The following is a 24,221-nucleotide window of genomic DNA, read 5'->3' as shown; positions in this document are numbered from 1 at the left end:
CCCGCTCAAGCAGGCCGGCAGCCGGTGTAGCCCTCGGCCAGGAACCGCGACCCCGCCTGCGACCCGACCACGGACGACAGCTCGCCGAGCTGTCGCCGCACGTCGAAGTCGGTCGCGCCGGGCAACGCGTGGAGCATCGTCGTCATCCAGTACGAGAAGTGCTGCGCCTTCCACACCCGGTCCAACGCCCGCGGCCCGTACTCGTCCAACGCGTCGCTGTCGTTCTTCAGCAGCGCGCGTTCGATCACCTCGGCGAGAACCCGCACGTCCGCCAACGCCAGGTTGAGGCCTTTCGCACCGGTCGGCGGCACGGTGTGGGCGGCGTCGCCGGCGAGCAGCAGCGGGCCGTGGCGCATGGGTTCCGCGACGAACGACCGGAACCGCAGCACCGTCTTCTCGGTGATCGGCCCCTCGTTCAGCGTGAACCCGTCGGGCCCGGCCACCCTTGCCTGCAGCTCCTCCCAGATCCGGTCCGCCGACCAGGTCGCGGGATCGGTGTCCGGGTCGCACTGGAAGTACATGCGCTGGTGCGTCTCGGTGCGCTGACTGATCAACGCGAACCCACGCGGCGAGTGCGCGTACACCAGCTCCGGCGCACTGCGCGGCGCCTCGGTGATGATCCCGAACCAGGCGAACGGGTACTCCCGGAAGCTGTGCGTACGCACGGACTCCGGCACCTCGGCCCGGCAGATCGACCGCGAGCCGTCCGCCCCGACGAGAAGGTCGCACCGCACCTCCTGCCGGACGCCGTCACCGTCGACGAACCGGATCGCGGGCTCGTTGATGTCGACGGTGGTGTCGCTGACACCGAACCTCACGTCGCCGCCGTCGCGCTCGCGCGCGTTCGCCAGGTCCACGAACACGTCGGTCTGCGGGTACAGCCACACCGACTCGCCCACCAGCGCCCGGAAGTCGACCCGGTGGCTCTCGCCGCCGAACCGCAGGTCAATGCCCTCATGCGGATGCCCGTCCCGCAGCACCCGGTCCGACACCCCGGTGTCGACGAGCAACCGGGCGCTGTCGGCTTCCAGGATGCCCGCGCGGACCGTGTTCTCGATCTGCACGCGCGTTCTGCTGTCGATGACAACACTGTCGATCCCGTTGAGCGCCAACAGGTGCGAGAGCATGAGCCCGGCCGGCCCGCCACCGACGATGCCCACCTGAGTCCGGGTCACGCTTCCTCCTTCAACACCGACCGCGCCACCGCGAACGCGTGATTGGCCGCGGGTACACCGCAGTAGATCGCGCTCTGCAAGATCACTTCACCGATCTCCTCGACGCTCAGCCCGTTCCGTCGCGCCGCCGCCACGTGCAACTTGAGCTCGTCCCAATGCCCGCGCGCGATCAACGCCGTCAACGTGATCGCGCTCCGCATCCGCCGGTCCAGCCCGGGCCGCGTCCAGATCTCGCCCCACGCATACCGCGTGATGAACTCCTGGAAGTCCCGCGTGAACTCGTCCGGCGCCGCCCGGTCCACATGCGCGTCGCCGAGCACCTCTCGCCGAACCTTCATGCCGTCGTCGTAGGTCACCGGCTCTCCCACCGCTTCAGCACCACGTCCACAAAGGACTCCGCGGCTCCCAGGTAGGAAGCCGGATCCGACCCGCCACCCTGCTCGGCCAGCAGGTCACCGGCTGCCTCGCTCGCCCGGCGCGCCATCACGTCCGCGTACACCTCGAGCCCCTCGACCAGTTCAGCCGCCTGCGAAGCCACCACCACCGCCAGTTCCATCAACGACCGCAACGCCGGCCACTCGGCGTGCCAGGCCCCGTCAGGCCGTTCGTCCACCGCTCGCGACGAACACAGGTGCAACTGCGCTCCCAGCTGCGGAGCCTGCAGAGCGGCGCTGTTCACCAGCACCGACAACACCGGATTCCGCTTGTGCGGCATGGTCGACGATCCACCCCGCCCGGCCACGGCCCCTTCGGAGACCTCGCCGATCTCGGGCCGCCCCAGCGTCAGCACGTCCGCGGCCAGCACCCCGAGCACATCGCACACCCGCACCAACGCGTCTCCCAGACGCGTCACCGGCGCCCGGTAGGTGTGCCAGGGCAGCCCGGGCCATACCAACCCCAGGTACCCGGCGAACGACGAGGCGGCCTCGACCGGATCCGCCGCGGAAGCCACCCGCGACAACGTCCCCACCGCACCTCCGCACTGCACCGGCAGCCCCCGCGCGACGACGTCGAGTTCCTCCAGGCAGTCCTGCACGCCCGCCAACCACCGCGCGGCCTTCAGCCCGAACGTGATCGGCACGGCGAACTGCGTCAACGTCCGCCCCGCCATGACGCTCGACCGATGCTCGTCGGCCAGCCGCGCCAGTGCGGAACCAACGCGCCCCAGGTCCGCCGAGACCTGCCGCAGAACCCCACGCGCCAGCAACATCAACGCGGTGTCGAGCACGTCCTGGCTCGTCAGTCCAGTGTGGACCGCTCCGGAAACCTTCTGCCGCAACGCCGAAACCAGAGGCAGCACCGGATTCCCCGCCGCCTCGATCTCACGTGGATCCAGGTCCGGTACCCAGGAACCCAGCGAGACCGGCGTCCCCAGCACCCGAGCCCACGCGACCTCGACGTCCAGCATCGCCCGGACCAGCGCGGCGTCCTCCACCAGTCCGGCAGCGCGATACGACCCGGGCAGCACGGTCAGGTCCGCGGGAACGTGAAGAAGGGCGTCTCGGACGGCCCCTGCAGATGGATGTCGAACCGCAGCCGCCCGTCGTTCTCCCGCGAGGCCACCAGCCCGTCGAGAGCACCAGCGGCTCCGGGCAGGTAGATCCGCGTGAACAACCGGTCGAGCAGTCCCCGCGCGAACACCGTCACCGCGAAGAACGGCGCTCCAGGCTCCACCGTGCTGAACCAGTAGTGCCCGGCCGAGTCGGTGCAACACCGCCCCCACCCGGTGAAACCGGCACCACGCCGCCGTAACGACCCACCGACGGCAGGCACCGCCCCGGACGCGTCGGCCTGCCGGATCTCGATCATCGCGTCCGGCACCGCGACGCCGGCACCGTCGTACACGTACCCGTGCAGCACAACGGATCCAGCCGACCCGAACGGCACCAGCTCCGAGTCGCCGGGATAGGCCAGCGCGTGGTGGAAGAACGGCCCGACGGTCTGGCCAGGGGTGGCTCCGAGTGCGGACTCAGTCATCGGACGGCTCCAGGTAGGTCGCGTGGCTTCCGGTCAACACGATGTCCCACCGGTAGCCGAGCAGCCATTCGTGCTCCGACTGCGAGTGGTCGTAGGACGCGATCAGCCGCGCCAGGTCGGCCGGCGAGGTGATCGACTGCGCGATCGGGTCCAGCGCGAGCAGCTGGTCGCCGGGGAAGTACATCTGCGTGATCAGCCGCTGGGTGAAGTCCGTGCCGAACAACGAGAAGTGGATGTGCGCGGGCCGCCACGCGTTGTGGTGGTTGCGCCACGGGTACGGGCCGGGCTTGATCGTTGTGAACGTGTACCAGCCGTCGTCGTCGGTCAGACACCGTCCGACGCCCGTGAAGAAGGGGTCCAGCGGTGCCGGGTGCTGGTCGCCCTGGTGCGAGTAGCGGCCCGCGGCGTTGGCCTGCCAGATCTCGACGAGCTGGCGGCGCACCGGCCGCCCGTCACCGTCGGTCACGCGGCCGTGCACGCGGATGCGTTCGCCGATGGGCTCACCGCCGCGCTGGATGGTCAGGTCGGACTCGACGGCGCCGACGTCGGAGTGGCCGAACACCGGGGCGAGCAGCTCGGCGCCCTCCGGGTCGACCAGCTGGAGATCCTTGGTCGGGTGGCGCAGCAGGGTGCTGCGGTACGGCGGGAAGTCCAGCAGCGGCGCACCCGTCGGTGAGTCGGCCTGGATCTTCGCGATCTCGTCGCTGATCTCGTGCTGGCTGGTCGTCACGGAGTCAAACGCTAGGGACGCGCACCGGACGCCGTCGACGGTAAGCTTCCACTGAGCGGAAGGAAGCCCATGGCGGGGAACACCTCGGTTCCGGGCGCGACGGTGGTGGCGCGCACGATCGCGTTGCTCGCGGCGTTCGACGAGGAGCATCCGCGGCTGACGCTCACCGAGCTCAGCAGGCGGGCCGACCTGCCTCTCACCACCGCACATCGCCTGGTCAACGAGCTGACCAAGGCCGGAGCGTTGACGCGAACACCGAGCGGTTACGTCGTCGGCCAGCGCCTCTGGCAGCTCGGCACGCTCGCGCCCGTGCAGACCGACCTGCGCCGCCTCGCCTCGCCGTTCCTGCACGACCTCTACGCCGGCACGCTCGCCACCGTGCACCTCGGCGTCCGCGACAAGCTCGAGGTCCTCTACCTCGACCGCGTCTCCGGCCAGCGCTCCGTGCCGGTCGTCAGCGAGATCGGCTCGCATCTGCCGTTGCACGCCACGGGCGTCGGCAAGGTGCTCCTCGCTCACGCACCGGAAGCGGTCAGGCGGGAGGCCATGAAGAAACTCGACCGCATCACCCCGTACACGATCACCCAGCCCGCGCAGCTCAGGGCACAGCTCGACCGTGTCCTCGCCGACGGCTACGCCACCACCTACGAGGAGATGTCGCTCGGCGGATACAGCGTCGCCGTCCCGATCCGGGACGGCGAGACCGTTGTCGCGGCTCTCGGCGTCGTCGTGCCGTCGCTCAAGCGGGACGAGGTGCGGCTGGTCTCCGGGCTGCGAGTGGCTGCGCACGGCATCGAGCGCAGCCTGTCCAGCCGCCGGACAGGCTGACGGCACCGAGACGACGTGGTAGCGAACTGATCATCCGGTCGTGCAGGTCGCGCCGTTCAACGTGAACGACGTGGGCACCGAGTTGGCGCCGTTCACCGAGCCGTTGAACCCGAGCGACACCGAACCGTTGGGCACGATCAGCGCGGTGTAGCCGGCATTGGTCACACTCACGTCCGCGCCGGACTGGGACACCGTGGCGTTCCACATCTGCGCCACGGTCTGCCCGTCGGGGAAGCGCCAGCGCAACGTCCAGCCTTCGATCAGGGCAGCGCTGACGTTGCGGACGGTCACCTCGGCCTGGAACGAGCCGGGCCACGTGCTGTTGACCCGGTAAGCGACAACGCACGGCGGCGAGGGCGGCGCCGGCGGTGTCGTGGGTGAGGGCGGAGCGGGCACGGGCGCAGTGGTCACGGCCGGCGGGGGCGTGGGAGTTGCCGAGCTGGGACAGTCCTTGCCCCACAACCCGAGTTTCGCCTTCGACGCCTTGGACTCAGCCTCCATCATCGGACCACCGTCCACGCCGGTGGTGCGCATGACGCCGTTCTTGACGGCCAGCAGCGCGTAGTCCGCGCCGTCCTCCAGCACCAGCGTCACCTCGCCGGGCGTGATGCTGCCGACGTGGACCTCCTTGTCCAGCAACGTCTTCGTGGCGAACTCCAGGGCCGCCTCGACAGCGCACGGCGAAGGCTCGGCGAGCAGGGAGATTTGGGCGCGAGTGCCGTTCGCGAGCTCGACGGTGCGGGCGTCGACGATCGCGCGCACCTTGGTGGACGTCTCCTTGTCGAGCGTCGGGGAAGAGGCCTGTGGAGCTGGTCTGGGCGTGCCGCCCTGCTCGGCCGTGCAGGCAGCGGTGAGCAGGATCAACAGCACCAAGAAGTGTTTCCGCGCTGCCATTGGACAAACTTATCGCCGGTGGCCGCGTGTGCAATCCGCTGTTCGGAGTTGATCAACTAAGGCGTTCAGAGCCACGACAGGTGGAATCGCGGTGGTTGCTCCAAGACCGTTCACACCGATGAGATCTGTGCGAGCGTGAACAGGCCACAGTCGCCGTTGTGCGGATGGTTCCCTGCCGTTCACCGGCTGGTGGTGATCAGCAGAAATGATCACGACATCCAGCGATCCCTGCCGATGGAGGTCTGAAGTGCACACCCTGCAACCGCACTGGACGCACCGCCTGCTCGCCGCTCTCGCCATCGTCGTGTCCGTGCTCGGAGTGACGACCGCGGTCGCACCCGCCGCCGACGCCGCCGTCTACAACTCCTGCACGCAGTCCCGTTGCGCGGCAGCACGCTCCGCCAACTCGACGTGGCAGTCGATGGGCTACCCGAGCAAGGGCTGGTACGCGTGGCCCGCCGGCAAGTACAACTACACGGGCGGCCAGTTCTTCAACCGCGAGGGCCAGCTGCCGTCCGGCTACATCTACCAGGAGCTCGACGTCTACCCGCGCGCCAAGGGTGCCGCCCGCGACGCATACCGGATCGTCGTGAACAAGAACAACGGCGTCGTCTACTTCTCGCCGGACCACTACTCGAACTTCTACCGCCTCTGATGCCTCACCGGGCGCTGCGCTCAGCGGGCAAGGATTCTGGTCAGAACATCGACCAGTTCCGCGGCGGGGTCCGCGGCTTCCCCCGTTGATCGCCAGGCCACGAACCGATCGGGGCGCACCAGGATCGCGCCCCGATCGGTGATCCCGCGGTGCCGCGCCCAGGCGGAACGCGGGTCCAGGTGGTCGCCGTCGAGGTGACCGATCCGGACCGCGTCGACCGGCACGTCCAGGTCCACTGCGGCCTTCGCCGCCGCCGCGAGCCAGTCGTGGCCCTGCTCCCCCGCGATGAGCAGGAACCGGCCGGGGCGCACCAGGTCCATGACCGGGACCCCGTTGTCGAGCCACGCGTGCGGCAGCGGGTCTCCCGGTCGTGTTCCCGGCTGGTAGAGCCTGATCGGGTCCGGGTTGGGCGGCGGTTCGGTCCCGTCGCTGATGATCGCGGCCGAGTCGTAGGTGTAGCCGTATTCGACGTTGTGCTCGTCGAACTCCATCGAGTGGCTGGCGACCGCACGCCTCGCTTCCTCGCCGCGGTCACCCCACACCCGGCGCAGCGCCTCCCAGTTCTCCTCTTCGGTCTGCTCAGGGCTGAGGCCGAGCGCCTGGGTGGTCACGAGGTGGTTGAGAGCGTTCTCGACGGCCCGTTGCACGTTGCGCGCGGTGGTCGGTTTGCGTTCGGGTTCGTAGGTGTCGAGGAGCGCTTCGCCGGACTGTCCGTTGAGGACAGAAGCGAGCTTCCAGCAGAGGTTGTGAGCGTCCTGCACGGCCGCGTTCAAGCCGAGACCGCCCGTCGGAGGATGGCGGTGGGCCGCGTCGCCGAGCAGGAACACCCTGCCGTCGCGGAACCTGTCCGCCACCACGCCCTCGATCGACCAGCGGGTCATCCTGTGGAGTTCGCAGGCGTCGATGCCGAGTGCCTTGCGCATGTCCTCTTCGACGGCGGCGTCGTCGAGCGCGCGTTGGTCGTCGGCGCGGTAGTTGAGGTGGTAGATCCACTCCTCGGAGTCCGGGCCCCACCTGTCCGGGCCCGCGGGCGCGAGGACGCCGCCGAGTCCCATCTGGGGCAGGAAGAGCCAGCGGATCAGCACCTCGGGGTCGCGTGCCCACCGCGAGAGGTCGGCGCTGAGGTGGCAGGTCACCACGCGGGCGACATCGCGATGGCCCTCCATCGTGACGCCGATCGCCGGGCCGACCGTGCGTCCGCCGTCGCAGCCGAGCAGGTAGCGGCTGCGCACCTCGTAGGTCTCGCCGGTGTCCTTGTTCAGGATCGTGGCCGTGACGCCGTCCTCGTCCTGGCTGATGGCGCTCACGTCGTGGTTGAACCGGACGGTGCCGAGCTCTTCGGCGCGCTGCTTGAGGATCGGTTCGAGCCGGATCTGCGGCAGGTTCGCCGGCAGGCACGCGCTGGCCGCCGCCCACGCCGGGTTCTGCCCGCCGGCGCCCCAGCACTCCATCCTGCCGAACTCGCGGCCGAAGTCGGGGTCGTCGCCGCGCAGCCCGGCGTACCAGGCGGTGTGCGACATCTGGTGCGGTGGCGTGCCGCGCTCGTAGACGGCGTCCGCGATGCCGAGGTCGCGGAAGATCTCCATCGTGCGCTGGTTGAGGTAGTGGGCCTTGGGCAGCGCGCTCGTGCCGGGGCGGGCGTTCACGAGCAGCGTGTCGATGCCCAGCTGGGACAGCAGAATCGAGGCCGTGAGCCCGGCGCCGCCTCCGCCCACGATGAGAACGTCGGTCATGACAGCCCCTTCAGGCGAGGGAACAGGGCCTCGGCGTTGCCGCGGTCGATCGCTGCCCGTTGTGCCGGGTCCAGCGGGTACTTCTCGTACAGGCCGTTGATGGCGGCGACCGCGACCGGTGGCGCGAAGGGGAAGTCGCTGCCGTAGGTGATGTGCTCGGGGTCGGCGACCTCGAGCAGGCTCGGCAGCGCGGCGGGCGTCGCCGAGAGCGCGACGTCGTAGTAGAACTGCTTGAGCACGTCGAGGTTCGGGGCCAGTCCTTCTCTCACCATCGTCAGCAGGATGCGGTAGGCGATGTAGGGCACGAACCCGCCGGAGTGCGCGAGGATGAACCTGATGTTCGCGTACCGCTGCATCGCGCCGGACAGGATGAGGCTGATCGCGGTGCGGGTGGTGTCGAGCAGGAAGTCCGCGGTGAAGCCCGGGATGCCGGGCACAGGTTCCGCTGGCAGTTCGCCGGGGTGCACGAACACGACGGCGCCGCGTTGGTGCAGAAACTCCAGCAGTGGCACGAAAGTCTCGTCGCCGAGGTAGCGGCCATCGTAGTTGGCGAGCAGCACGATGCCGTCCGCTCCGAGAACGTCCAGGGCGTACTCGGCTTCTTCGATCGCGCTGTCCACGCCGGGCATCGGCAGCGTGGCGAAGAAGCCGAACCGGTCGGGGTGCCGGTCGCGCACGCCGGCGCAGTACTCGTTGATCTCGCGGGCCCACTTCTGAGCTTCCGCCACGTCGCCGAAGTACACGCCGGGCGTGGACAGCGAGAGGATTCCGGTCTGGATGCCGTGGCCGTCCATGAACTCGAGGGCGGCGCTCTCGGACCAGTCCGGGACGTCGACGCCGCCGGGACGGATCCCCTTCTCCCTCAGCCACTCCGCATAGCGAGGCGGGACGACGTGCTGATGCGTGTCGATGCGGTTCACAGCAGTACCACCAGGTATCCGATGACGAGCAGCGCGCACACGAGGGCCGGTGCGATCTGCTGGAGGGTGTGTTGGTTGCGCAGGTGCGTGATCAGCGCGCCTGCAAGGAGCAGCAGAAGGCCTGCCCCGGCAAGGCCGCCGAGTACTGGGACGACCAAGCCGAGCAGGACGCCGGTCGCGCCCGCGAGCTCGAGGACGCCGATACCTCGGTAGGCGGTGACGGAGAAGCCGGAGTGGGTGGCGAGCTCGCGAGCCATCGGCAGGGCGAGAACCTTGGCGGTGCCGAGACCGAGGAAGATGAGGGCCACGAGAACGGCGAGAGCGATGGTCATGTGATCCTCCAGGCCACCGTGTACTGCTCCAGCACGGGCTTCGCTTCCTCCGTGGCCAGCACGACGACTGTCCCGCCTTCGATCACGACCTCGAGATCGGGGAAGACGCGGCGAGTGGCGTCCGCTCTCAACTCCGGTTTGTACGGCTTTCCGATGACGGTCAACGGCAGCGCGTCCAGCACCACGACCTCCTTGGGAGCAGCCGCCTTCTCCGGTACCCGTTCCCGCGCCCACTGCCGCAACTCCTCCGGCGTGGCCTGGGCCGCGAGCGTCACGTAGACGACCGGGACCTCACCCGCGTGCAGATCCGGTTGCCCCACCGCGCTCGCCGCGGTCACCGCCGGATGGCCGAGCAACGCGTCCTCGATCACCGCGGGGTCGATGTTGTGGCCGCCGCGCACGATCAGGTCCTTGGCCCGCCCCGAAAGCCGGACGAACCCGTCGTCGTCGACACTCGCCAGATCACCCGTGTCCAGCCACTCCCCCGGCGGCTCCAGCTCGCCAGGACCCGTCACGTAGCCCGCGAACACGGTCGGTCCGCTGATCGCGAGCACACCGTCCCGGGCCTTCACCTGCTGGTACGGCAGGCGCTGCCCGACCGAGCCCGGCCTCGGCGCGTCCGGGAAGCTGCGGGCGCTGGCACAGGTCGCCTCGGTGAGTCCGTAGCCCTCGACGAGCGGCACACCGGTGTGTGCCTCGAAGGCCTTCCGAACGGCGGGCGGGAGTGGTGCGGCGCCGACCATCGCGAACCGGAGGCTGCTGATGTCCGCGTTCACCGGGCACTGGGCGAGCACCGAGTAGACCGTCGGGACCGCGCTCATCGTCGTGATCCGGTAGCGCTCGACGATCTGCCAGAATTCCCCGTACAGCGCCGGATCGCGGTAGCCGAGGGGACCTGCCCACACCACGTGCTGTCCTTTGAACAACGGCGTGAGCACTGTGACGATGAGCGCGTTCACGTGGAACAACGGCAGCGCGGCGAACAGCACCGCGTCCTCGTCCAGCAGCTCGTTCGCGGCGAGCATCCAGGCGTTGGCGACCTCGTTGGCGTGGGTGTGCGCGGCGATCTTCGGCGCGCCGGTCGTGCCGCCGGTGTGGAAGTACGCCGCCAGGTCCGAACTCTGCGGCCGCGCACCGTCGAATGTGGACGGTCCGGGGTCGCTGAGGTCGGGAATGCGAGCGCCGGAGCGAACGAGAAGCTCGTCAACGTGCTCAGGCGACAAAGCCGGGTTGATCGGCATGGCGATCCCGACCAGCTGCGCGGCGAGGATCGCGGGGATCATCACCTGCCGGTCGTCCGACATCAGCGCGATGGCGTCGCGGCGCAGGAATCCCTGACGTCGGAACGAGTTCGCATACTCGTGGACGTGGCGAAGCAGATCGCTGAACGTCCACGTCACTCCCGGCAGGAACGTGATCGCGCTGCGGTTCGGCCACAGGTCGGCTGCTCGTTCCAGCAACGCGTAGGTGGAGTCGGGCAGGCCGCGGGCCGCCAACGGGACGGACTCGATCTCGGCGAGGTCCTCGGGCGCGTTGTAGCGCGGCCACAACGTGCTCATGCCTTCACCACCGTGCGCTGGCGGCCGAGGTCGAGCTTGCCGTCGTCGGTGCCGATGGCGATCTCCACGACGTCGCCGTCCTGGAGGTACTTGGGGTTGCGCGCCTGCGACTTGAAGAACAGCCGCCACTTGGTCGCGGCCGGCAGCAGTGAGGTGATCAGCTGGACCGGCTTGGGCGGTGCGCTCAACGCCGTGCCGACGGGCGTGCCGGTGAGCACGAGGTCGCCGGGATCGAGGCGCTGGAACCGCGTGAGCGCTCGCAAAGCCTGTGCGGGCGGGTAGATCATGTCGTCCGCGGTCATGTCCTGACGCAGCTCACCGTTCACCCACAGCCGCAGCCGCAGGTCCGCGAACCTGTCGATCTCGCCGGGGTCGAGCAGGACCAGCACCGGGCCGGCCGGAGTGAACGTCGGGTACGACTTCGACTCGTAGAACTGGGTTTTCGGCAGCTGGAGATCGCGGGCGGACACGTCGTTCGTGATCACCAGCCCGGCGATCTGGTCGTCGCCGCCCATGACCAGGCCGATCTCGGCCTCGTAGTCGAGCAGCCGCACGTGCGACGGCTTCACGACGTCGTCGTACGGGCCGCTGATCGAGCCGGACGACTTGCGGAAGAACGTCAGCGGCGTGGTTTTCGGGTTCAGGCCGGTGTCGCGGACGTGCGAGACGTAGTTGGTCATCTGCGCGACCACCCGGCACGGCGCGGTGATCGGTGAGAGCAGCCGCAGTTCGTCGATCGGGACCGGTGAGCTGGTGGTGGTGAACGTGCTCGTCAGCAATTCGCCCGTGGTGCGGGCCGTGGTGTCGATTCGGGTGGCGCCGTCCGGGGTCGCGACCCACCAGGCGTCGGCGGTGCGCAGGATCGAGGTGCTCATGAGCTCGCTGCTTTCAGCATGCCGCGCAGGCGATGCAGGTCGAATTCGTTGTCCTCGCGCAGCCCGGTGGCCACGGTGATCAGCTCCGCCGGCCGGACACCGAGGAAGTCCCTGGTGGCGGGCGGTCCCCACTGGGCGAGGCCGGACGCGGACATCGGCGCCCAGCCCGGTTCGAGCGAGCAGTCGAACAGGTCGCCGTCGCTGAAGTGCTCGACCAGGAACCCGTCCGGGTCGCGCCAGTAGTCGAACAGCTGGCTGCCCTGAATGTGCCGGCCGATGCCCCACGACCGCCGGTAGCCGTGGTCGAGCAGGTACTCGCCGCCCGCCGCGAGCGCGTCGAGGTCCGCGACCTGGTACGCCGAGTGCACGTACCTGTTGGCAGGGCCCAAGGTGAGCGCCAGCGTGTGGTGGTCGGCCGGCTCGTCGCCCCGGTCGCAGCGGATGAAGCTCATGACCGGCCCGCGCTCGCGTTGTCCTGGGTAGAACAGGAAGTCGCTGACGATCAGGCCGAGATGCGTGAGGTACCAGTCGAGTGTCTCGCGGTACTTCGTGGTCTGGATGACGACGTGCCCGAGCCGCTGCACCCGTGCTGGTTCGCGTGGAGGCCGTTGCAGAGCGTTGACGCGGTCGCCGTGGTGTCCGGTGTTGATCGTGAGTGGCGTCTGGGCGGGCAACGCGGGCAGGTCGTGCATGTCCGCGACGACCCTGACCGGCAGCCCGCTCGGATCGGTGATGGTCGTGCTCACCCCACCGAGGCTGTCTGGCAGCTTGGCAACGCTCCCACCAGCGGCGTTGGCGAGTCGCAGCACGTCACGGGCATCGGCGGCGCGAAACGCGGGACCCAGGAACCGTTCGCGCGGTCCCCTGCGGATCAGCACGCAGGGCGCGCCCGGATCCGTGCCGCGCAAGTGCAGCTCATCGGCGGTGCGCAGGGCCGTGGTGAACCCGAACGCGGTCGCGAACTCCTCCGCTTTGCGCAGGTCGGGCTTGACGAACTCGAACCACGCCAGGTCGTGCGCCTTGATGATCGGATCACGAGCGCGGCCGGGGTGCTCACCGGTCAACGCGCCCTGCTCGCTGTGCAGCCCGGCATGCGGATCGCTCATCACCACTCCCTTCTGACGAAATCCTCAGTTATGAACACCTCATCAGTCAAGCAGGTTCTGAGGATTTCGTCAGTTATGACGTTCGACTAGACTGAGTGGGTGACAGAGAACGTGACCGAGAACCGTCTGCAGCGCCGCAAGGCCCGCACGCGCGCCGCACTGATCAGCGCGGCGCAGGACTTCATCGCGAATGGGAAGCTCAACGCCCCGATCCTGGAAATCACGCAGAGCGCGGACGTCGGGATGGGCTCGTTCTACAACCACTTCGAGAGCAAGGAAGCCCTCTTCCACGCGGCTCTCGAGGACGCGCTGGACACGTTCGGGCAGGTGCTCGACAGCCACACCGGCGATCTCGATGACCCTGCGCACGTGTTCGCCCAGAGCTTCCGGCTCACCGGACGCCTGCACAGGCGCCTGCCAGAGCTCAGCAAGGTGTTGCTGCACAACGGTTTCGAGCTGACCAAGTCAGGCAGGGGCCTGGCACCGCGGGCACGCAGAGACATCGACGCGGCGATCACGGCCGGCCGCTTCACGGTCGCGGACTCGGAGATGGCGCTGGTGATCGTCGCGGGCGCGGTGCTGGCGCTCGGCCAGCTGCTGCACGCCGAGCCCGAGCGCGACGACGCGGCGGCGACCGACCAGATCGCCGAGGACCTGTTGCGCATGCTGGGAGTTCCGCCGGACGAGGCCCGCGACATCAGCCGCAGGCCGCTGCCCGACGTGTCAGTCGACTAGCGCGTCCAGGACTCGTTTCAGCAAGCTCTCCGGGGTTTCGACGACCGAGTCGAGCACGAGGTGGTCGTCCTCCCACGGCTGCCACAGGCCGCGCATGCGTTCGACGTGGGCCCACGGAACCGTTGCATGCCAACCAGGAATGCCCCGCGACCGCCTCGCGACCGGCCCTCGACCCGTGAGCGGCGCAGACGTTCGTCCGAGCCAGGAATCCCCCGCGACCGCACCTCAACCCGTGAGCGGTGCAGGCTTCGTCCGAGCACACGCACTCGACGCCGACGAACACGCCACCGAACCGTTTCACCAGCCCACCGCCCGTGCGCAGCCTCGCCGGTACGCCCGGTCGCGTCGACCACCACGTCGATGCCCAACTGCACGCGCCGGGCCATCGAAGCGACGATGTCCGGATCCACCAACGACCTCGCGGTCTCGTCGCCGTGCTCGGGGACCGGCGTCACGGTGCCCATGACCCAGTTCCACTCCTCTTCGGCCGTGTGTTCCACTCCTCTTCGGCTGTGTGTTCCACTCCTCCTCGGCCGTGTCCTGCCAAGCCGCCGCGCCGCCCGCCCCTTCCTATTGCGGGGAGGGAGATGACCATGATTTCAGGACATTCACCAGACGGCGCCAGGCGTGGATCCGGACGAACCTCACCCGTTCGGGTGGCTGCCCCTCAGCTAGACATCAATGTGCGCGCCCATGATCACTGTTCGCTCTCGGGGCAATCCGAAGTGCTCGGCGGCGTCCGCGGTGATGTAGGACGTGGCGACGAACAGGCGTTTGCGCCAGCCCGCCATCGTCGGCGCCTTGCCGCGCTGCAGCTCGATCTTCGACAGGAAGTACCGGGCCTGGTCGAGGTCCAGCTCGCCCTCGGTCTGCGCGGGGTCCAGCAACGCCAGCGCCGCCGGCACGTCCGGCGTCTCCATGTACCCGAAGCGAGCGCTCACGTGGATGATCCCGTCGTCGCCGTATCCCAGGTCGTCGACCTCGACCCTGCGGCCGGGCGGCACGCGCGGCACCGGTTCGGTCTCGATGGACACGACGACCACGCGCTCGTGCAGCACGTGGTTGTGCTCGACGTTCGCGCGCATGGCCAGCGGCGCGGTTTCCTTGCCGCGGTTGAGGAACACGGCACAACCGGGCACCCGGATCGGCGCCAGCTCGTGCAGCTCCTCGATGAACGCTTGCAGCGATCCTTCGGCTTTCCGGCGGTTCTGGGTCACGATCGCACGGCCGCGCTGCCACGTCGTCATGACCGTGAACGCGGTGAGGGCGATCAGCAGCGGCAGCCACGCGCCGTGCAGCAGCTTGGTCAGGTTCGCCGCGAGGAACAGCAGATCGACACCCAGCAGCACCACGCACCCGAGCGCGATCGCCCACGCCGGCGCCTTGAACTTCAACCGCGAGATGAACAGGAACAGCGTCGTCATGATCGTGATCGTTCCGGTCACCGCCATGCCGAACGCGAACGCCAGCGCCGCCGAGCTGCGGAACGCGAACACCAGAGTCAGCACCGACACCATCAGCAGCCAGTTGATCCACGGCACGTAGATCTGCCCGATCGTCGACTCCGACGTGTGCGCGATGCGCAGCCGTGGCAGGTACCCGAGCTGCGCGGCCTGTGACGCCACCGAGTACGCGCCGGTGATCACGGCCTGCGAGGCGATCACGGTCGCCGCCGTCGCGAGCACCACCATCGGCCAGCGCCCCCACTCGGGCACCAGCAGGAAGAAGGGCCCGCTGATGTTCTTCTCGTCCGCGAGGATCAGCGCGCCCTGCCCCATGTAGCTGAGCACACAAGCGGGCAGCACCAGGAACGACCACCCGCGCGCGATCGCCGGCCGCCCGAAGTGCCCCATGTCCGCGTACAGCGCCTCGGCACCCGTCACCGCCAGCACGACCGCCGCCAGCGCGAAGAACGCGGTGCCGAAGTGCCCGAACAGGAACCCGAGCGCGTACGTCGGCGACAGCGCCTTGAGGATCTCCGGATGGCCCACGATCCCCACGATGCCGGCCGCGCCGATCGCCGTGAACCACAGGATCATGATGGGCCCGAAGAACCGTCCGACCGCAGCACTTCCCCTGCGCTGCACCAGGAACAGCCCCACGATGATCACCGCGGTGATCGGCACCACGAACCGCTCCAGCTCCGGCTCGACGACCTTCAGGCCCTCCACGGCGGACAGCACCGAGATCGCGGGCGTGATCATGCTGTCGCCGAAGAACAGGGCCGCGCCGAAGAGCCCCAGCCCCGCCAGCGTCGCCGCCGCCTTCCTGCCCTGCTTTGACTTCCACCGCCGCAGCAACGTGATCAGGGCCATGATCCCGCCTTCGCCGTCGTTGTCGACGCGCATCGCCAGCAGGATGTAGGTGATCGTCACGATGATCATGACCGACCAGAAGATCAGCGACACCACGCCGTAGACGTTGTCCACGCTCACCGGCACCGGGTGTGGGTCCGACGGGCTGAAGACCGTCTGGATCGTGTAGATCGGGCTGGTACCGATGTCGCCGAACACGACACCGAGCGCGCCGACGATCACCGCCAGCCGGACCGTGTCGTGCGCGAGCTTCTGCCGATCTTCCACGATCGCAAGATAACCGCGGGACAGGGCCTCCGCACCAGCAACCTTTGACATACCCATACCCCCCTAGGGTATAAAGGTGCCGAGCGCACCGCTCCCCCGGCGTCACCAGCCGGCCGCGCGGTGGCTCGAGAGAAGGAGCGAGACATGCACGGCTACGCCGAGAACAAGGACGCCCACCTGCGCCGCCTCCGCCGGATCGAGGGCCAGGTCCGCGGCTTGCAGCGGATGATCGAGAACGACGAGTACTGCATCGACGTGCTCACCCAGATCTCCGCGGCCACCAGGGCGTTGCAGGCGGTCTCACTGGGGCTGCTCGACGAGCACCTCAAGCACTGCGTGAGCCAGGCCATCAGCGAGGGCGGCACCGCGGCCGACGCGAAGATCGCGGAAGCCAGCGACGCCATCGCCCGCCTGGTCCGCTCCTGACCCCGTGAGGAGATCCACCATGAGCGAGACCACCGACTACACCGTCAACGGCATGACCTGCGGCCACTGCGCCGCCTCGGTCACCGAGGAGATCACGCAGATCAGCGGTGTCAGCGATGTCAGCGTTCACCTGGAGACCGGCAAGGTCACCGTCACCAGCACCGCACCGGTCGCGCTGGACGACGTGCGGGCCGCCGTCGCCGAGGCCGGCTACGAGCTGGCGGGCTGAGCGATGAAGACCGGGTACAAGGTCGCGCTCTACGGCGTGGCGCTGGCCGTGATCTTCGGCGGCACCTGGGCCGTGGGAGCCGCTGCCGGGCCGGCACCGGAGCCACCCATGGCGCACAACGAAAGCGCCCCGCACAACGAACATCAGGCAGAGCCGGGCAGGCTCCCACCGGGACTGTCCGTCTCGGACAACGGCTACACGCTCGAGCTCCACGAGAACTCCTCGCTCGGCTTCCACGTCAACGGACCGGACGGCAAGCCCGTCACCAGGTTCGACGTGGAGCACGAGAAGCGGCTGCACCTGATCGTCGTCCGCCGCGACGGCTCGAACTTCCAGCACGTGCACCCGGAGATGGCGCCGGACGGCACCTGGCAGGTGCCGCTCACCCTCGCGGAAGCGGGCAGCTACCGGGTGTTCGCCGACTTCAAGCCGGAAGGCGGCCCCAAAACCACGCTCGGCGCCGACATCCAGAAGGCCGGTGACTACCAGCCGCGACCACACGAGGTCAGCCGCACGTTCACCGTCGACGGCTACGAGGTAACCCTCCAGGGCGACCTCACGGTCAACTCGGCGTCGACCGTCACCGTGCAGATCAGCAAGAACGGCCGGCCGGTCACCGACCTGCAGAACTACCTGGGCGCCAAGGGACACCTGGTCGCACTGCGGGCAGCCGACCTCGCCTGTCTGCACGTGCACCCCGAGGACGGCGACCAGGTGAAGTTCGCGGTCGAGGTGCCCACCGAAGGCACCTACCGGCTGTTCCTGGACTTCCAGCACGAGAACGAGGTCCGCACGGCCGAGTTCACGCTCACGACGCACGAGGAGGGCGGTCATGGCCACTGAAACCATCGAAGTCTCGATCGGCGGCATGACCTGCGCTTCCTGTGCCGCGCGGATCGAACGCAAGCTCAACAAGCTGGACGGCGTCGAGGCCTCGGTCAACTACGCGACCGAGAAGGCCCGCATCAGCTACGCGGGCGACCTCACCCCGGCCGACCTGGTGAAGGTCGTCGAGGACACCGGCTACACCGCCGAACTCCCCACGGCCGAAGAACCGCAGGAAGAACACGACCCGACGAGGACCCTCAAGCAGCGGTTGGTCACGGCCACCGCGCTGGCCGTGCCGGTGATCGCGCTCGCCATGATCCCGGCGCTGCAGTTCACCTACTGGCAGTGGTTGTCGCTCGCCCTCGCCGGACCGGTCGTCACCTACGCCGCGTGGCCGTTCCACAAGGCGGCGTGGACGAACCTCAAGCACGGCGCGGCCACGATGGACACGCTGATCTCGATCGGCGTCGGCGCGGCGTTCCTGTGGTCGTTGTACGCGCTGTTCCTGGGCACCGCCGGCACGCCGGGCATGACGCACGGGTTCACGTTCACCGTCGAGCGGATGGCCGGGACCGGCAACATCTACCTCGAGGTCGCGGCGGGCGTCACGACGTTCATCCTGGCCGGACGCTACTTCGAGGCGCGGTCCAAGCGTCGCGCCGGAGCGGCGTTGACGGCGCTGCTCGAGCTCGGTGCCAAGGACGTCGCCGTCATCAGGGACGGTCGCGAGGTCCGCATCCCGACCGGCGAGCTGAAGGTCGGCGACCGGTTCGTCGTCCGTCCCGGCGAGAAGATCGCCACCGACGGCGTCGTCGAGGAGGGCAGCTCGGCGGTCGACGCGAGCATGCTCACCGGCGAGTCGGTGCCGGTCGAGGTGCGGCCGGGGGACCCGGTCGTGGGCGCCACGGTCAACGCGGGCGGCAGGCTCGTCGTGCGGGCCACCCGGATCGGCTCGGACACGCAGCTCGCGCAGATGGCGAGGCTGGTCGAGGACGCGCAGAACGGCAAGGCCGAGGTGCAACGCCTCGCCGACCGCATCTCCGCGGTGTTCGTGCCGATCGTGATCGCTCTCGCCGTGGGCACGCTGGGCTTCTGGCTGGGGACGGGCGGCGGCGCGGGTGCGGCGTTCACGGCCGCGGTCGCGGTGCTGATCATCGCGTGCCCGTGTGCGCTGGGTCTGGCCACACCGACCGCGCTGCTCGTCGGCACCGGGCGCGGCGCGCAACTCGGCATCCTGATCAAGGGTCCCGAGGTGCTGGAGTCCACCCGCCGCGCCGACACGGTCGTGCTCGACAAGACCGGCACCGTCACCACGGGCCGGATGAGTCTGGTGAGCGTGCACACCTCGGAAGACGAGGCCGAGGTGCTCAGGCTTGCCGGTGCGCTGGAGCACGCGTCGGAGCACCCGATCGCCAGGGCCATCGCCGAGGCCGCGGGCGAGGTGCCGCCCGTCGAGGACTTCCAGAACGTCGAAGGACTCGGTGTGCAGGGCGTCGTCGACGGGCACGCGGTGCTCGTCGGCAGGGCGAAGCTCCTCACCGACTGGAGCGTCGCGCTCGACCCCGCGCTCACCGAGGCCAAGCAGGCCGCGGAACAGCAAGGCCGCACGGCGGTGCTGGTGGCGTGGGACGGCAAGGCGCGCGGCGTCCTGGTCATGGCGGACACGGTGAAGCCCACGTCGAAGGAAGCGATTCAGGGCCTGCGCGAGCTCGGCCTGCGTCCCGTCCTGCTGACCGGCGACAACGAGGCCGCAGCTCGCACCGTGGCCGCCGAGGTGGGCATCGACGAGGTCATCGCCGAGGTGCTGCCCGCGGACAAGGTCGACGTCGTGAAGCGCCTGCAGGACGAAGGACGCGTGGTCGCGATGGTCGGCGACGGTGTGAACGACGCCGCCGCGCTCGCCCAGGCCGACCTGGGCCTGGCCATGGGCACCGGCACGGACGTCGCGATCGAGGCCAGCGACCTCACGCTGGTGCGCGGTGACCTGCGGGCCGCCGTGGACGCGATCCGGCTGTCGAGGCGCACGCTCACAACGATCAAGGGCAACCTGTTCTGGGCGTTCGCGTACAACGTCGCGGCGCTACCGTTGGCTGCGCTCGGCCTGCTCAACCCGATGATCGCGGGCGCCGCGATGGCGTTCTCGTCGGTGTTCGTGGTGAGCAACAGCCTGCGCCTGCGCGGCTTCCGCTGACACGACCCTCACGGGCGGTTTCGTAGCCTCGGCACATCGTTCTCCCGATCCGAAGGAGCAGATGTGCCGAGGTTCGCGCTGGTCGTGGCGCTGCTCATGGCGCTGGTGGCGTGCACCTCGACCCCGTCGACACCCACGCCCGCACCGACGTCGAGCAGCCCGCAGCCGCCCGCTGAGCAGCAGGTCTACGTGTCGATCGGCGACTCCTACGCGACGGGGTTCGGGCCGGGCGGAACCGGTGAGAGCTTCGCCCAGATCGTCGCCAGGAAGTCCGATCTGAAGCTCGTCAACCTGGCCTGCAACGGCGCCACCTCGGCCGACCTCGCCACCAAACCCGCGTGCGGGCCCGACGCCGCCGGCAAGACCCAGCTCGACGGTGCCGCCGAGGCGTTGCGCGGCAGGAAGGCCGGCCTGGTCACCGTGGTGATCGGCGGCAACGACCTGGCACCGTGCGCGCTGGCCCAGGACCCGCTGCAGTGCGCGACCACGACCGTCGCCGGCATCAGGACCAACGTCGCCGCCACGCTCACCAGGCTGCGCGAGGCCGCTCCGGACGTGAAGATCGTCGGGCTGACCTACCCGGACGTGTTCCTCGGCGCGTGGGTGAACCCGTCGTTCCCCAACGGCAAGAACATCGCCGGCATCTCGGTGAAGATGTTCCAGGACTTCAACGCCACGATCGCGGCCGAGTACCGCAAGGCCGGCGCCAAGTTCGCCGACGTCACCGACTCGACCGGCGGCTACGGAGCCCTGACCGAACTGACCCAGGACCCGAAGTACGGCCAGATCCCGTCCTCGGTCGCCAAGGTGTGCACGCTCACGTACTTCTGCGACCGCACCGACGTGCACCCGACGCCGGCAGGCCACCAGGCGATCGCGGACGCCGTCACCGCCGCCGGCTGACGGCCTCCGCTGACAGCACCCTCACGGATGATCTCGTAGGCTCGGCACATCGGTGTCCGATGAGAAGGAGCACGCGTGCCGAGGTTTGCCCTGGTCGTGGTCCCGGTGGCGACACTGCTGACGCTGGCCGCGTGCACCTCCGCCCCCGTGGCCGCGACGCATGAGATCGAAAGCGCCAAGCAGCCCGAGCGGCACACGTACGTGTCGCTGGGCGACTCCTACGCGACGGGCGTCGGGCCGGAGGGCACCGGCGAGAGCTTCGCCCAGATCGTGGCCACGCAGGAGGGCCTGAACCTGGTCAACCTCGCCTGCAACGGCGCCACGTCCGCCGACCTCCTCGCCCGGCCCGCGTGCGGACCCGAGCCGGACGGCAGGACGCAGGTCGACGCGACCGTCGACGCGCTGCGCACCGGCGACGTCGGCCTGGTCACGGTGGTGATCGGCGCCAACGACCTGCTGGAGCCGTGCGCGATGGCCCAGGACCCCGGCGAGTGCGCGACGGCGGCGGCGACCGAGACCAAGACGAACATCGCCACCGTGCTCACGAAACTGCGTGCGGCGTCTCCGGACGTGAAGATCGTCGGACTGTCCTATCCGGACGTGTTCCTCGGCGCCTGGGTCAACTCCGAGATCCCGAACGGCGAGGACGTCGCCCGCACGTCGGTCAAGCTGTACGAGGACTTCAACGGCGAGATCGCCGCCGAGTACGCGAAGTTCGGCGCGAACTACGTCGACGTCACCAACAGGACCGGCGGCTACGGCGCGCTGACCGACCTGGCCCAGGACCCGAAGTACGGCGAGATCCCGTCACCGGTCGCCGAGGTGTGCACGCTCACCTACTTCTGCGACCAGGGCGACGTGCACCCCACCGCCGCGGGCCACCAGGCGATCGCGGACGCGGTCATCGCGGCAGGTCGCTGAACTCCGCCCGCACCGTCGTGCCCTCGCCCACCGGCGAATGCACGGTGAGCCGCCCGCCCAGCGCGGCCACCCGGTCGTCCAGCCCGCGCAACCCGGCCGCGCCGCCGACCCCGTCATCGCTCACCTCGACCGCGACCAGCCCGTTCGCGCAGGTGACCTCGATCCTCACTTCGCGCGCCTGCGAGTGCTTGGCCGCGTTCGTCAACGCCTCGGCGACCACGAAGTAGCAGGTCCGTTCCGCGACAGGCGAGAGCCGCTCCTGTGGCACACCCACCAGGACCGCCGGAACCACCGACCGTTCGACGAGCGACAGCAGCGCGGGGCCGAGCCCGGCGTCGGTCAGCAGCACCGGATAGATGCCGCGGGCCAGCTCGCGCAGCTCGTCCAACGCCTGGGCCAGCTCCTCCCGCGCGGCCGCCAGCAGTTCCGGCGAGCTCTCGGCCAGCCGCAACGTCAGCAGCACCGAGACCAGCCGCTACTGCGCGCCGTCGTGCAGATCGCGCTCGACCTGACGCCGGGCCTCGTCGGCCGCCTCGACAATGCGCCGCGCCCGTAGTTCGTTCTGCAGGGCCAAAGCCGCACTCGCCGCGACCGCACGCACGAACACTGGATCCAGCGCGGGATCGTGCACGAGCGCGGCCAGCCGCGTCCCTCCCGCTTCGAGGTACGTGACGCCACGAGACGTCGGCGCGACCTCGCCGTAGACGATCTCCAGCGACGGGTCGTGCAACGTGCGCGCCAGCACCGATCGCAGGTCGCCCGGCAGGCCGGCCCCCAGCGACACCGCCAGCTCCCCCACCGCCGACCGGTCCAGCCGGGCCCGCACCAGTCCGTAGAGCAGCGCCAGCGGCCACCCGACCAGCACCACCTCGGTCGACCACTGCAACGGCACCTGCACCGCCGGCGGCAATCCGGCCAGCGCCGCCAAGTACGTGATGACCACCGTCAGCACGATCGCCGCGCCACCCCACACGACCGGCCCGAGATCGCGCCGGGCCACGCTCCCCGACCGCAGCCAGCGCGTGATCATCCGCGCCAGCAGAGCACCGAAGAGCACGATCCCGCTGACCATCACGACCACGGCGACCGCCGGAATCCCGCGTGACTGGACTTCGCGGATCGCCACGATGTTCTGCGGCCCCTCGACCCCGGCGACCAGCAGGTAGCCGACGTTGACCGGCACGGTCAGCAGATAGGCGACGCTCACAACCACGCGCTGCCAACGACTTGTGATGCGCCCGCTCGGGTAGGTGACCAGCAGGTGCCCGAGCACCGCGAGGTAGAGCGTCTTGGTCGCGACCCCGATGGCGAACGCGACGTCGTTCTCGATCGCTCCGGCCAGCCGCACGAACCAGGCCAGTCCGACCGCGATCATCAGCTGTCCGGCGAAGCTGTCCGGGCGCCGGTCCGCCGCCTCCACCCCGGCGCCGATGAACGACAACCCCACCGCGAGGTTGATCACGACCGCGGGCACCGACACCTCGTAGCCACCCCACACCAGCGCGGCCAGCGCGAGGAACCCGCTGCCCAGCCAGAGAATCCTCACCGGCGCAGGTAGGCGAGCACGGCCAGCACGCGCCGGTTGTCGTCGGGTCCCTGCTGCAGCCCGAGCTTCGTGAACACCGACCGCACGTACGCCTCGACCGTCTTGGGACTCAGGAACAACCGCTCGCAGATCGCCTGGTTCGACCGCCCCTCGGCCATCACGGCGAGCACCTCGCGTTCCCGTTCCGACAACGACTCCAGCGGGTCGTCGACCCGCCGCCGTCCCACCAGCGTCGCCACCACACCGGGGTCGATCACCAGCCCACCGGCCGCGACCCTGCGCACCGCGTCGGACAGCTCGGCCAGGTCGGCGACCCGATCCTTGAGCAGGTACCCGGCCCCGCGCGCCTCCGCGTCGAGCAGTTGCAACGCGTAGTGCGGCTCGACGTGGGCGGACAACACCAGCACCCCGACCCCGGGATGCGTCCTGCGGATCTCCCGTGCCGCGTCGAGGCCCTCAGTGGTGAAGCCGGGCGGCATGCGGATGTCCACCACCACGACGTCCGGCGGGTCGGCGTGCACCCGAGCCAAGAGCTCGGCCGCGCCGCCGGCCTTCGCCACCACCTCGAAACCCGCGTCCGTCAGCAAACGCGCGACACCCTCGCGAAACAGCGCCGCGTCGTCAGCCAGTGCTACCCGCATGCGCCGATGCAACCACGTGGACCCTTCTAGCGGGGAAACTCCCAGTTCCGGGGAGTTTTCACCATGTCCAGCACCGTATCAGTCGCCAGCGATCTGCCAATCGATCTTCCAAGCCCGGCGGCCCAATGCGCTCGGGCCGGCAGCCAGTTCCTTCTCGATCAGCGCGAGCAATTCCACCACTGCCGCGATGAAGGTCGGGAAGTCCGGCGAGGGCTTGAACCACGCGGACGACGAGCCCGGCGTGCTTCCGATGATTCCCCTTGAGCACCTGGCGTTCAGGCGAGTCGGGGAGCTCGGAACGGGCGGCGCCGACCGCGTAGGTCGAGCTCTCGCCCGGATTGATCGCGTCCTGCAGGCGCAGGCCACCCGTGTTCATGATGTCGGGTTTCGTGGTGCGCGGGCGATGGACGCCACGCAGCCAGAGGCTCTTGGCGT

The 24,221-nt window shown here is 69.3% G+C and carries 25 protein-coding genes; 9 read left to right on the top strand and 16 right to left on the bottom strand.

The features are described from left to right. Window positions 1-5: 5 nt before the first annotated feature. The 5 genes from ABZ345_RS32715 to pcaH are packed head-to-tail and all read right to left on the bottom strand — an operon-like array spanning window position 6 to window position 3,861. The gene (locus ABZ345_RS32715; protein ID WP_359857276.1) at window positions 6-1,175 is read right to left on the bottom strand and encodes a 4-hydroxybenzoate 3-monooxygenase; all 1,170 of its coding nucleotides are present in this window, start codon (window positions 1,173-1,175) and stop codon (window positions 6-8) included. After that, complete coding sequence (locus ABZ345_RS32710; protein WP_359857428.1) at window positions 1,172-1,513, bottom strand: carboxymuconolactone decarboxylase family protein; 342 nt, start codon at window positions 1,511-1,513, stop codon at window positions 1,172-1,174. Before ABZ345_RS32710 ends, ABZ345_RS32715 begins: the two co-directional genes overlap by 4 nt. Before the next feature lie 14 nt (window positions 1,514-1,527). After that, window positions 1,528-2,643: a lyase family protein gene (locus ABZ345_RS32705; RefSeq protein WP_359857273.1), complete on the bottom strand. Its 1,116-nt coding sequence runs from the start codon at window positions 2,641-2,643 to the stop codon at window positions 1,528-1,530. A 2-nt stretch (window positions 2,644-2,645) separates the two neighbouring features. Next, entirely contained in the window at window positions 2,646-3,152 is a 507-nt protein-coding gene (gene pcaG / locus ABZ345_RS32700; RefSeq protein WP_359857271.1) for a protocatechuate 3,4-dioxygenase subunit alpha, read from the bottom strand. After that, on the bottom strand, window positions 3,145-3,861 hold the full coding sequence (gene pcaH / locus ABZ345_RS32695; protein ID WP_359857425.1) for a protocatechuate 3,4-dioxygenase subunit beta: 717 nt from the start codon (window positions 3,859-3,861) through the stop codon (window positions 3,145-3,147). Before pcaH ends, pcaG begins: the two co-directional genes overlap by 8 nt. A 90-nt stretch (window positions 3,862-3,951) precedes the next feature. On the opposite strand from pcaH, the gene ABZ345_RS32690 reads away from it, so the two are divergent. Beyond that, entirely contained in the window at window positions 3,952-4,710 is a 759-nt protein-coding gene (locus ABZ345_RS32690; RefSeq protein WP_359857268.1) for an IclR family transcriptional regulator, read from the top strand. A 30-nt stretch (window positions 4,711-4,740) separates the two neighbouring features. Here the strand turns inward: ABZ345_RS32690 and ABZ345_RS32685 are convergent, their stop codons facing one another. After that, window positions 4,741-5,604 carry a cellulose binding domain-containing protein gene (locus tag ABZ345_RS32685; protein ID WP_359857265.1) on the bottom strand — a complete coding sequence of 288 codons (864 nt, stop codon included), beginning with the start codon at window positions 5,602-5,604 and terminating at the stop codon, window positions 4,741-4,743. 247 nt (window positions 5,605-5,851) lie between these two features. Between ABZ345_RS32685 and ABZ345_RS32680 the strand changes: the two genes are divergently transcribed. Then, complete coding sequence (locus ABZ345_RS32680; protein ID WP_359857262.1) at window positions 5,852-6,259, top strand: ribonuclease domain-containing protein; 408 nt, start codon at window positions 5,852-5,854, stop codon at window positions 6,257-6,259. 20 nt (window positions 6,260-6,279) lie between these two features. Here ABZ345_RS32680 and ABZ345_RS32675 read toward each other — a convergent pair whose 3' ends face one another. From ABZ345_RS32675 to ABZ345_RS32650, 6 genes are read right to left on the bottom strand one after another with little or no spacing between them, the layout of a single operon-like run. Then, window positions 6,280-7,992 (bottom strand): FAD-dependent monooxygenase, encoded by a 1,713-nt coding sequence (locus ABZ345_RS32675; protein WP_359857259.1) that lies wholly within the window; start codon window positions 7,990-7,992, stop codon window positions 6,280-6,282. Further along, a complete protein-coding gene (locus ABZ345_RS32670) occupies window positions 7,989-8,912 on the bottom strand; it encodes an amidohydrolase family protein (RefSeq protein ID WP_359857257.1) in 924 nt (307 codons plus the stop codon). Before ABZ345_RS32670 ends, ABZ345_RS32675 begins: the two co-directional genes overlap by 4 nt. Beyond that, a complete protein-coding gene (locus ABZ345_RS32665) occupies window positions 8,909-9,244 on the bottom strand; it encodes a DoxX family protein (protein ID WP_359857255.1) in 336 nt (111 codons plus the stop codon). Before ABZ345_RS32665 ends, ABZ345_RS32670 begins: the two co-directional genes overlap by 4 nt. Further along, on the bottom strand, window positions 9,241-10,803 hold the full coding sequence (locus tag ABZ345_RS32660) for an AMP-binding protein (RefSeq protein ID WP_359857252.1): 1,563 nt from the start codon (window positions 10,801-10,803) through the stop codon (window positions 9,241-9,243). Before ABZ345_RS32660 ends, ABZ345_RS32665 begins: the two co-directional genes overlap by 4 nt. Next, a complete protein-coding gene (locus tag ABZ345_RS32655) occupies window positions 10,800-11,678 on the bottom strand; it encodes a fumarylacetoacetate hydrolase family protein (RefSeq protein ID WP_359857250.1) in 879 nt (292 codons plus the stop codon). Before ABZ345_RS32655 ends, ABZ345_RS32660 begins: the two co-directional genes overlap by 4 nt. Then, window positions 11,675-12,784 (bottom strand): VOC family protein, encoded by a 1,110-nt coding sequence (locus ABZ345_RS32650; protein ID WP_359857247.1) that lies wholly within the window; start codon window positions 12,782-12,784, stop codon window positions 11,675-11,677. The genes ABZ345_RS32655 and ABZ345_RS32650 overlap by 4 nt, the downstream gene beginning before the upstream one ends. Window positions 12,785-12,883: 99 nt before the next feature. Here ABZ345_RS32650 and ABZ345_RS32645 point away from each other — a divergent pair, with 99 nt between their 5' ends. Further along, complete coding sequence (locus ABZ345_RS32645; protein WP_359857244.1) at window positions 12,884-13,519, top strand: TetR/AcrR family transcriptional regulator; 636 nt, start codon at window positions 12,884-12,886, stop codon at window positions 13,517-13,519. Between the two features lie 671 nt (window positions 13,520-14,190). Here the strand turns inward: ABZ345_RS32645 and ABZ345_RS32640 are convergent. Continuing rightward, complete coding sequence (locus ABZ345_RS32640) at window positions 14,191-16,152, bottom strand: potassium transporter Kup (RefSeq protein WP_359857241.1); 1,962 nt, start codon at window positions 16,150-16,152, stop codon at window positions 14,191-14,193. A 93-nt stretch (window positions 16,153-16,245) separates the two neighbouring features. Here ABZ345_RS32640 and ABZ345_RS32635 point away from each other — a divergent pair, with 93 nt between their 5' ends. The 6 genes from ABZ345_RS32635 to ABZ345_RS32610 all read left to right on the top strand — a co-directional run bounded on the left by ABZ345_RS32635 (window position 16,246) and on the right by ABZ345_RS32610 (window position 21,599). Continuing rightward, window positions 16,246-16,527, top strand: coding sequence for a metal-sensitive transcriptional regulator (locus ABZ345_RS32635; RefSeq protein WP_045310143.1), 282 nt, complete (start codon window positions 16,246-16,248; stop codon window positions 16,525-16,527). A 19-nt stretch (window positions 16,528-16,546) separates the two neighbouring features. Continuing rightward, on the top strand, window positions 16,547-16,756 hold the full coding sequence (locus tag ABZ345_RS32630; RefSeq protein WP_359857238.1) for a cation transporter: 210 nt from the start codon (window positions 16,547-16,549) through the stop codon (window positions 16,754-16,756). Between the two features lie 3 nt (window positions 16,757-16,759). Continuing rightward, a complete protein-coding gene (locus ABZ345_RS32625) occupies window positions 16,760-17,599 on the top strand; it encodes a hypothetical protein (RefSeq protein ID WP_359857236.1) in 840 nt (279 codons plus the stop codon). Further along, window positions 17,589-19,775 (top strand): heavy metal translocating P-type ATPase, encoded by a 2,187-nt coding sequence (locus ABZ345_RS32620; protein WP_359857233.1) that lies wholly within the window; start codon window positions 17,589-17,591, stop codon window positions 19,773-19,775. The genes ABZ345_RS32625 and ABZ345_RS32620 overlap by 11 nt, the downstream gene beginning before the upstream one ends. A 63-nt stretch (window positions 19,776-19,838) precedes the next feature. Next, complete coding sequence (locus ABZ345_RS32615; RefSeq protein ID WP_359857230.1) at window positions 19,839-20,678, top strand: GDSL-type esterase/lipase family protein; 840 nt, start codon at window positions 19,839-19,841, stop codon at window positions 20,676-20,678. Window positions 20,679-20,753: 75 nt separating this feature from the next. Beyond that, window positions 20,754-21,599: a GDSL-type esterase/lipase family protein gene (locus ABZ345_RS32610; protein ID WP_359857227.1), complete on the top strand. Its 846-nt coding sequence runs from the start codon at window positions 20,754-20,756 to the stop codon at window positions 21,597-21,599. On the opposite strand, the gene ABZ345_RS32605 is transcribed toward ABZ345_RS32610, so the two are convergent. The 3 genes from ABZ345_RS32605 to ABZ345_RS32595 are packed head-to-tail and all read right to left on the bottom strand — an operon-like array spanning window position 21,580 to window position 23,786. After that, window positions 21,580-22,062, bottom strand: a complete 483-nt coding sequence (locus tag ABZ345_RS32605; RefSeq protein WP_359857224.1) for an ATP-binding protein — start codon at window positions 22,060-22,062, stop codon at window positions 21,580-21,582. The genes ABZ345_RS32610 and ABZ345_RS32605 overlap by 20 nt on opposite strands. Window positions 22,063-22,074: 12 nt before the next feature. Next, a complete protein-coding gene (locus ABZ345_RS32600) occupies window positions 22,075-23,145 on the bottom strand; it encodes a hypothetical protein (RefSeq protein ID WP_359857222.1) in 1,071 nt (356 codons plus the stop codon). After that, window positions 23,142-23,786 (bottom strand): response regulator transcription factor, encoded by a 645-nt coding sequence (locus tag ABZ345_RS32595; protein ID WP_359857219.1) that lies wholly within the window; start codon window positions 23,784-23,786, stop codon window positions 23,142-23,144. The genes ABZ345_RS32600 and ABZ345_RS32595 overlap by 4 nt, the downstream gene beginning before the upstream one ends. Window positions 23,787-24,221: the final 435 nt, after the last annotated feature.

This window comes from Lentzea sp. NPDC005914, from assembly GCF_040629405.1.
In the GTDB taxonomy this organism is placed as follows: Bacteria; Actinomycetota; Actinomycetes; order Mycobacteriales; family Pseudonocardiaceae; genus Lentzea.
Note: the sequence above shows the minus strand (reverse complement) of the source record. Positions and strands in the feature narration are given on the sequence as shown.

Coding starts and splice junctions, on each gene's coding strand:
- ABZ345_RS32640 (WP_359857241.1), bottom strand. CDS start 16,152: ATGTCAAAGGTTGCTGGTGCGGAGGCCCTGTCCCGCGGTTATCTTGCG.
- ABZ345_RS32675 (WP_359857259.1), bottom strand. CDS start 7,992: ATGACCGACGTTCTCATCGTGGGCGGAGGCGGCGCCGGGCTCACGGCC.
- ABZ345_RS32690 (WP_359857268.1), top strand. CDS start 3,952: ATGGCGGGGAACACCTCGGTTCCGGGCGCGACGGTGGTGGCGCGCACG.
- ABZ345_RS32620 (WP_359857233.1), top strand. CDS start 17,589: ATGGCCACTGAAACCATCGAAGTCTCGATCGGCGGCATGACCTGCGCT.
- ABZ345_RS32655 (WP_359857250.1), bottom strand. CDS start 11,678: ATGAGCACCTCGATCCTGCGCACCGCCGACGCCTGGTGGGTCGCGACC.
- pcaG (WP_359857271.1), bottom strand. CDS start 3,152: ATGACTGAGTCCGCACTCGGAGCCACCCCTGGCCAGACCGTCGGGCCG.
- ABZ345_RS32660 (WP_359857252.1), bottom strand. CDS start 10,803: ATGAGCACGTTGTGGCCGCGCTACAACGCGCCCGAGGACCTCGCCGAG.
- ABZ345_RS32710 (WP_359857428.1), bottom strand. CDS start 1,513: ATGAAGGTTCGGCGAGAGGTGCTCGGCGACGCGCATGTGGACCGGGCG.
- ABZ345_RS32685 (WP_359857265.1), bottom strand. CDS start 5,604: ATGGCAGCGCGGAAACACTTCTTGGTGCTGTTGATCCTGCTCACCGCT.
- ABZ345_RS32650 (WP_359857247.1), bottom strand. CDS start 12,784: ATGAGCGATCCGCATGCCGGGCTGCACAGCGAGCAGGGCGCGTTGACC.
- ABZ345_RS32665 (WP_359857255.1), bottom strand. CDS start 9,244: ATGACCATCGCTCTCGCCGTTCTCGTGGCCCTCATCTTCCTCGGTCTC.
- ABZ345_RS32625 (WP_359857236.1), top strand. CDS start 16,760: ATGAAGACCGGGTACAAGGTCGCGCTCTACGGCGTGGCGCTGGCCGTG.
- ABZ345_RS32595 (WP_359857219.1), bottom strand. CDS start 23,786: ATGCGGGTAGCACTGGCTGACGACGCGGCGCTGTTTCGCGAGGGTGTC.
- ABZ345_RS32635 (WP_045310143.1), top strand. CDS start 16,246: ATGCACGGCTACGCCGAGAACAAGGACGCCCACCTGCGCCGCCTCCGC.
- ABZ345_RS32630 (WP_359857238.1), top strand. CDS start 16,547: ATGAGCGAGACCACCGACTACACCGTCAACGGCATGACCTGCGGCCAC.